The 7,688-nt window shown below is 46.1% G+C and carries 5 protein-coding genes; 1 reads left to right on the plus strand and 4 read right to left on the minus strand.

Translation table 11 applies throughout. The annotated features are described in order from the left end of the window. A partial coding sequence (locus tag BCT81_RS29495) for a hypothetical protein (protein ID WP_206747993.1) occupies window positions 1-233 on the plus strand: 233 nt, incomplete at its 5' end. Window positions 234-643: 410 nt separating this feature from the next. Here the strand turns inward: BCT81_RS29495 and lpdA are convergent. The 4 genes from lpdA to pdhR all read right to left on the minus strand — a co-directional run bounded on the left by lpdA (window position 644) and on the right by pdhR (window position 7,687). After that, window positions 644-2,074 (minus strand): dihydrolipoyl dehydrogenase, encoded by a 1,431-nt coding sequence (gene lpdA, locus BCT81_RS00055; RefSeq protein WP_004738171.1) that lies wholly within the window; start codon window positions 2,072-2,074, stop codon window positions 644-646. A gap of 241 nt (window positions 2,075-2,315) precedes the next feature. After that, window positions 2,316-4,211: a pyruvate dehydrogenase complex dihydrolipoyllysine-residue acetyltransferase gene (gene aceF / locus BCT81_RS00060; protein WP_102422909.1), complete on the minus strand. Its 1,896-nt coding sequence runs from the start codon at window positions 4,209-4,211 to the stop codon at window positions 2,316-2,318. Between the two features lie 30 nt (window positions 4,212-4,241). Beyond that, a complete protein-coding gene (aceE, locus tag BCT81_RS00065; protein WP_102422910.1) occupies window positions 4,242-6,905 on the minus strand; it encodes a pyruvate dehydrogenase (acetyl-transferring), homodimeric type in 2,664 nt (887 codons plus the stop codon). 62 nt (window positions 6,906-6,967) lie between these two features. Continuing rightward, complete coding sequence (pdhR, locus tag BCT81_RS00070) at window positions 6,968-7,687, minus strand: pyruvate dehydrogenase complex transcriptional repressor PdhR (protein WP_241908122.1); 720 nt, start codon at window positions 7,685-7,687, stop codon at window positions 6,968-6,970. Between the last annotated feature and the right edge of the window lies 1 nt (window position 7,688).

Genomic DNA, 7,688 nt, shown 5'->3' on the forward strand with positions numbered 1-7,688 from the left:
AGAGATTCCCTACTCCTTCCTTCGTTAGTCTAGGGAATGACGGATATAAAGAACTCCTGTACTTCACCGTCGAAGAAATGAATCAGCCATTCAAGTCTGAGATTACCAACTCCCTCCTTCGTCAGTCTAGGAATGATGGCTCTAAAGAGATCCTGCACTTCACCATCGAAGAAATAAGCCAGCCATTCAAGTCTGAGATTACCAACTCCCTCCTTCGTCAGTCTAAGGAATAATGGCTCTAAAGAGAGCCTGCACTTCACCATCGAAGAAATAAACCAGCGATTCAAGCCAGAGATTACCTCTTCTCTCCTTCGCCAGTCTCGGGAACGAGAAGGTGAATAGTGAGCTGCAGCTCGTTCACACTCAAGAATAACTAAAGGACAAACTCCAACACCTCACTCCGTCACCCTCAAGAGCGAGGGACGAGCGAGTTGGGGATCTTTTGCAGCAAAACAACTCACTTATAATGACGTATAAAAAAAACCGCTGACGAATCAGCGGCTTTTACAATCTATATATACTCAAAATAATTGGAGTTGCAGCTAGGCAACAAGTAAGTTCAGCCCTATGAGCATAGGAGTTCTATGTAATTAGGGTGAACTTACGCAGTTAACAACGCTGCGGCTTCAAGTATGAAGAGTATTTACTTCTTCTTTTTCACTGCTTTCTTATTTGGAAGGTCAGTGATTGAACCTTCGAATACTTCCGCAGCAAGACCAACAGACTCGTGTAGAGTTGGGTGAGCGTGGATAGTAAGAGCGATATCTTCTGCGTCACAACCCATTTCGATTGCTAGGCCGATTTCACCAAGAAGCTCACCACCGTTAGTACCAACAACAGCACCACCGATTACGCGATGAGTATCTTTATCGAAGATCATCTTAGTCATACCATCTGCACAGTCAGAAGCGATTGCACGACCAGAAGCAGCCCAAGGGAAAGTCGCCACTTCGTAGTTTAGGCCTTCCGCTTTCGCTTCTTTCTCAGTCTTACCTACCCAAGCAACTTCTGGCTCAGTGTACGCAATTGATGGGATTACTTTAGGGTCGAAGTAGTGCTTCTTACCAGAGATAACTTCAGCAGCTACGTGACCTTCATGCACACCTTTGTGAGCAAGCATTGGTTGACCAACAACGTCACCGATCGCGTGGATGTGAGGAACGTTTGTACGCATTTGCTTATCAACGTTGATGAAGCCACGCTCGTCAACTTCGATACCTGCTTTTTCAGCATCGATAAGTGCACCGTTTGGAACACGACCGATAGCAACAAGAACAGCATCGTAGCGCTCTGCTTCAGCTGGTGCTTTCTTGCCTTCCATTGAAACGTAGATACCATCTTCTTTCGCTTCAACTGCAGTTACTTTAGTCTCAAGCATTAGCTTGAACTTGTTCTTGATACGCTTAGTGAAAACTTTAACGATATCTTTATCCGCAGCAGGGATAACTTGGTCGAACATCTCAACTACGTCTACTTTAGAACCTAGAGAGTGGTAAACCGTACCCATTTCAAGACCGATGATACCACCGCCCATGATAAGCAGTTTTTCAGGAACTTCTTTCAGCTCAAGTGCATCCGTAGAATCCCAAATACGTGGGTCTTCATGTGGAATGAAAGGAAGTTTGATTGGGCGAGAACCCGCAGCGATGATTGCGTTATCGAAGTTAACTGTTGTTGCTTCGCCTTCGCCTTCAACTAGGATGCTGTTAGGACCAGTGAACTTACCGAAACCGTTAACAACTGTTACGTTACGCATCTTAGCCATACCGCCAAGACCGCCAGTTAGTTGGTCTACTACTTTTTCTTTCCAGATACGGATCTTGCTGATGTCCGTTTGTGGCTCGCCGAATACAACGCCGTGCTCTGCCATCGCTTTCGCTTCTTCGATTACTTTAGAAACGTGAAGAAGTGCTTTCGATGGAATACAACCAACGTTTAGACATACACCACCAAGAGTGCTGTAACGTTCAACTAGTACTGTTTCTAGACCTAAATCCGCACAACGGAATGCAGCTGAGTAACCAGCAGGACCTGAACCAAGTACAACAACTTGGGCTTTAATTTCTTTGCTCATTGTGACCTCTTGTAGTCATTATCCCTAACAGGCTGAGTAGATGTTCTTAAAATTATTGGGCTTTCAAACAGCCAACATTTTACAGAGATGTTAACAGTGTGAAAGTAGCTTTAAGTTAGCCTGTGAGCTAGACAACACTTCCCTTTCGCTTTATGAGAAAAGCGGGAACTGTTCTCTAAAAATAGTCTTTATATAAAGAATTAAGGTGACCCGAAAGCCACCTTAATAATTACTTTCTCAATTACAGTACTAGACGACGGATGTCAGATAGTGCGCTGTTTAGGAAAGTAATGAAGCGTGCACCTTCAGCACCATCGATCACACGGTGGTCGTATGATAGAGATAGTGGAAGCTGAAGACGTGGCTGGAACTCTTTACCATTCCAAACTGGCTTAATTTCAGACTTAGATACACCTAGGATACCTACTTCTGGAGCATTTACGATTGGCGTAAATGCAGTACCGCCGATGCCACCAAGGCTAGAGATTGTGAAACAACCGCCTTGCATGTCAGCTGCAGTTAGCTTACCAGCACGTGCTTTCTTAGACACAGCCATTAGTTCTTCAGATAGCTCGTAAATGCCTTTCTTGTTCACGTCTTTGAATACAGGAACAACTAGACCGTTTGGAGTATCTACCGCGATACCTACGTTTACGTACTTCTTAAGAATGATGCTTTCGCCATCTTCAGAAAGAGAAGAGTTAAACGCTGGGAACGCTTCTAGCGCTTTAGCAACAGCTTTCATGATGAACACAAGAGGAGTGATCTTCATGCCAGTGTCTTTCTTAGCTTCGATTGCGTTCTGCTCTTTACGGAATGCTTCTAGCTCAGTGATGTCTGCGTTATCCCACTGTGTAACGTGAGGGATCATTACCCAGTTACGGTGTAGGTTTGCACCAGAGATCTTCTTGATCTTAGAAAGCTTCTGAACTTCAGTTTCGCCGAACTTGCTGAAGTCAACTTTTGGCCATGGTAGTAGACCAAGAGCAGAGCCGTCACCGCCTTTGCCAGATGCCGCAGCACCAGACTCTAGACGCTTAAGTGCATCTTTAACGTAAGACTGAACGTCTTCTTTTAGTACACGGCTCTTACGACCAGTACCTTTAACTTTCGCTAGGTTTACACCGAACTCACGAGCTAGACGACGAACAACTGGAGACGCGTGTGCGTACTCACCGTTTTCTTGGAAGTCGTCTGCAGCTGCAGGAGCTGCTGCCGCTGGAGCTTCAGCTTTAGGTGCAGATGCCGCCGCTGGAGCTGCTGCTTGTGCAGGTGCTGCAACAGGAGCTGGAGCTGCGCCTTCAACTACGAAAGTCATGATTAGAGAGCCAGTTGACACTTTGTCGCCAGCTGTAATCTTGATCTCTTTAACTGTACCAGCGAATGGTGCAGGAACTTCCATTGAAGCTTTGTCGCCTTCAACAGTAATTAGAGATTGCTCTTCTTCTACTGTATCGCCAACCGCTACCATTACTTCAGTAACTTCTACTTCGTCACCGCCGATGTCTGGAACGTTTACTTCTTTTTCAGCTGACGCTGCTGGAGCCGCTGCAACTGGTGCTGCCGCCGCTGGAGCAGGAGCTGCTGCAGGTGCTGAACCAGCAACCTCGAATACCATTACTAGAGAACCAGTAGAAACTGAGTCACCAGAAGCGATCTTGATTTCTTTAACTGTGCCAGCGAATGGTGCAGGAACTTCCATTGAAGCCTTGTCACCTTCAACAGTTAGAAGAGATTGCTCTTCTTCTACTGAATCACCGATAGCAACCATGATTTCAGTAACTTCTACTTCGTCGCCACCGATATCTGGAACGTGAACTTCTTTAAGCTCTGCCGCTGCTGCCGCTGCAGGAGCAGCTACTGGAGCTGCCTCTGCTGCTGGAGCAGGTGCAGCGTCAGCTGCACCCTCGGCTTCGAAAATCATGATTAGAGAACCAGTAGAAACTGAATCGCCTTCAGCTACTTTGATTTCTTTAACGATACCTGCTTGAGACGCTGGAACTTCCATAGAAGCTTTGTCGCCTTCAACAGTGATCAGAGACTGTTCTTCTTCAACCTTGTCGCCAACGCTTACAAGAATCTCAGTAACTTCAACCTCATCCGCACCGATGTCAGGTACATTAATTTCGATTGCCATTGCTTATTTACCTTCTAGTTAAGCGCTGTATTAAGCGTATTGTGGGTTTGTTTTTTCAGTGTCGATATCGAATTTAGCAATTGCTTCAACAACTACAGACTTCTCGATATCACCACGTTTAGCCAGTTCAGTTAGAGCTGCAACTACGATGTAGCCAGCGTTAACTTCGAAGTGACGACGTAGGTTTGCACGGCTGTCAGAACGGCCGAAACCATCAGTACCAAGTACTTTGTAAGACTCGCTTGGCATGTAAGCACGTACTTGCTCAGCGTAGTTCTTCATGTAGTCAGTCACTGCGATTGCAGGTTCTTTACCAAGTACAGTTGTGATGTACGGTACTTTCTCTTCAGCTTCTGGGTGAAGCATGTTGTCACGCTCTACCGCTTGGCCGTCACGAGTTAGTTCGTTGAACGACGTTACAGAGAATACGTCAGATGCTACGCCGTACTCTTCGCTTAGAATTTCAGCAGCTTTACGCGCTTCGTTCATGATAGTACCAGAGCTCATTAGTTGAACTTTGCCCTTAGCACCAGCGTGAGATTCAAGCTTGTAGATACCCTTACGGATGCCTTCTTCAGCGCCTTCTGGCATTGCTGGCATTGCGTAGTTCTCGTTCATTACTGTTAGGTAGTAGTAAACGTTCTCTTGCTCAGGGCCGTACATGCGACGGATACCGTCTTGCATGATTACTGCTAGCTCGTAAGCGAATGTTGGATCGTAAGAGATACAGTTCGGGATAGTGTTCGCTTGGATGTGCGAGTGACCATCTTCGTGCTGTAGACCTTCACCGTTCAGTGTTGTACGACCAGCTGTAGCACCTAGTAGGAAGCCGCGAGCTTGTTGGTCACCTGCTAGCCATGCCATGTCACCAATACGTTGGAAACCGAACATAGAGTAGTAGATGTAGAACGGGATCATTGGTAGGTCGTTCGTGCTGTATGAAGTTGCCGCTGCAACCCATGAAGCCATAGAACCTAGCTCGTTGATACCTTCTTGAAGAACTTGGCCAGATGTTGCTTCTTTGTAGTAAGAAACGATGCCTTTATCTTCAGGTGTGTATTCTTGACCGTGTGGGTTGTAGATACCAACCTGACGGAATAGACCTTCCATACCGAATGTACGAGCTTCATCACAGATGATAGGAACGATGTTCTTACCGATGTTCTTGTCTTTCAGTAGGATGTTTAGCGTACGTACGTAAGCCATAGTCGTTGAAATTTCACGCTTCTGTGCACCTAGTAGAGGAGCAAACTCTTCTAGCTCTGGTACTTTGAATTCTTGAGTGAATTTTGGCAGACGTGCTGGCGTGTAACCTTGTAGGGCTTTACGACGAGCATGTAGGTATTCGTACTCCGCTGTACCTTCTTCAAGTTTCAGGTATGGAAGTTCTTTTACTGCTTCGTCAGTTAGGATGTCTTGAAGACCTAGACGATCACGTAGGTGTAGTACGTGAGTCATGTCCATCTTCTTAACTTGGTGCGCGATGTTCTTACCTTCAGCCGCTTCACCCATGCCGTAACCTTTAACAGTCTTCGCTAGGATTACTGTTGGACGACCTTTAGTTTCTGCTGCGTTCTTGTAAGCTGCGTACAGTTTAGAAGACTCATGACCACCGCGCTTAAGTGCGAAGATTTCATCGTCAGTCATGTCTGCAACTAGTGCAGCCGTTTCTGGGTACTTACCGAAGAAGTGCTCACGTACGTATGCACCGTCTTTAGATTTAAATGTTTGGTAATCACCATCTACAGTTTCGTTCATCAGCTGTAGAAGCTTGCCTGTTGTATCTTTAGCAAGTAGTGCATCCCAGTTGCTACCCCAAATAACTTTAACAACGTTCCAACCAGCGCCTTTGAATAGACCTTCTAGCTCTTGGATGATGCTACCGTTACCCATTACAGGGCCGTCTAGACGCTGTAGGTTACAGTTGATTAGGAATGTTAGGTTGTCTAGTTTTTCACGCGCAGCGAAAGACAGTGAACCACGTGATTCTGGCTCATCCATCTCACCATCACCTAGGAATGCGTATACACGCTGTGCAGATGTGTCTTTTAGACCACGACCGTCTAGGTACTTAAGGAAACGTGCTTGGTAGATCGCAGAAATTGGACCAAGACCCATAGATACTGTTGGGAACTGCCAGAACTCAGGCATCAGTTTAGGGTGTGGGTATGACGGGATACCTTTACCATCCACTTCTTGACGGAAGTTATCTAGCTGCTCTTCAGTTAGACGACCTTCAACGAATGCACGAGCGTAGATACCCGGTGAGATGTGACCTTGGTAGTAAACTAGATCGCCACCGTCCGTCTCGTTTGGAGCTCGGAAGAAGTGGTTGAAACAAACTTCGTAGAACGCCGCTGCTGACTGGTAAGAAGCCATGTGACCACCTAGGTCTAGGTCTTTCTTAGAAGCACGCAATACGATCATGATTGCGTTCCAGCGAATAATCGAACGAATACGACGTTCAAGAGTTACATCACCTGGGTATGCTGGCTCTTGTGCTGCCGGAATCGTGTTGATGTAGTTAGTGTTGATACCAGTTGGCATATCAACGCCATCTAGACGTGCTTTCTCTAGAACTGTTTCTAGTAGGAACTGTGCACGTTCTACACCTTCTTCACGTACTACTGACTCAAGAGCTTCTAACCAATCTTGAGTTTCCAGTGCGTCTACGTCATGCTTCATGTCAGACATGGCGATCTATCCTTTTTGTTAGTTGGATTCTACTAAACACGTAAAAAGCCGAAGTATTACGGCTATTTACCCTGTTGAATTCGACGCAGGGAGCGTTCGCGGCGCGACTCTTCCTTCGTCAAATCCAGCAATGTTTCTTCGATGTAAGCTAAATGAGAATGTGACATTTCACGCGCCTTCTCAGGCTGGCCAGAAACGATCGCATCTACGATATTAGCTCGATGTATACTCACTTTCTCCACAACGTCTTTACGACGATGCAACAGCTTTAAATTTTCTAAGACGTTTTGTTCGAGTAACGGAGCCAAGCTACGAACAATGTGCAATAACACCACATTGTGTGCTGCCTCTGTTAAAGCAATAAGGAAAGCCATCACCGCTGCAGATTCGGCTTCAATATCACCCTTATCTTGCGCACCGTGAATTTTTTCTTGGCAGGCTTGAATACGAGCAAAGTCTTCATCAGTGCCACGCAATGCCGCGAAGTAAGCCGAAATCCCTTCCATCGCATGACGCGATTCCAACAAGTCTAGTTGGGTTTCAGAATGGGATGACAACAAATTAAGCAAAGGATCTGAAAAGCTTTTCCAGATATTTTCGCTAACAAACGTACCTCCACCTTGACGGCGAGTAAGCAAGCGTTTTGCTTCTAAACGTTGTATCGCTTCTCGGATTGAAGGACGAGACACATCGAACTGTTTCGCCAGTTCGCGCTCAGGCGGCAACTGCTGCCCAGGAGCCAGTGTTCCTTCCACAATCAACCTTTCTAACTCTTGTTCGATT

Origin of the sequence: Vibrio sp. 10N.261.52.A1 (genome assembly GCF_002876325.1) — a bacterium.
Classification (GTDB): domain Bacteria; phylum Pseudomonadota; class Gammaproteobacteria; order Enterobacterales; family Vibrionaceae; genus Vibrio; species Vibrio chagasii.

Coding starts and splice junctions, on each gene's coding strand:
- lpdA (WP_004738171.1), bottom strand. CDS start 2,074: ATGAGCAAAGAAATTAAAGCCCAAGTTGTTGTACTTGGTTCAGGTCCT.
- aceF (WP_102422909.1), bottom strand. CDS start 4,211: ATGGCAATCGAAATTAATGTACCTGACATCGGTGCGGATGAGGTTGAA.
- aceE (WP_102422910.1), bottom strand. CDS start 6,905: ATGTCTGACATGAAGCATGACGTAGACGCACTGGAAACTCAAGATTGG.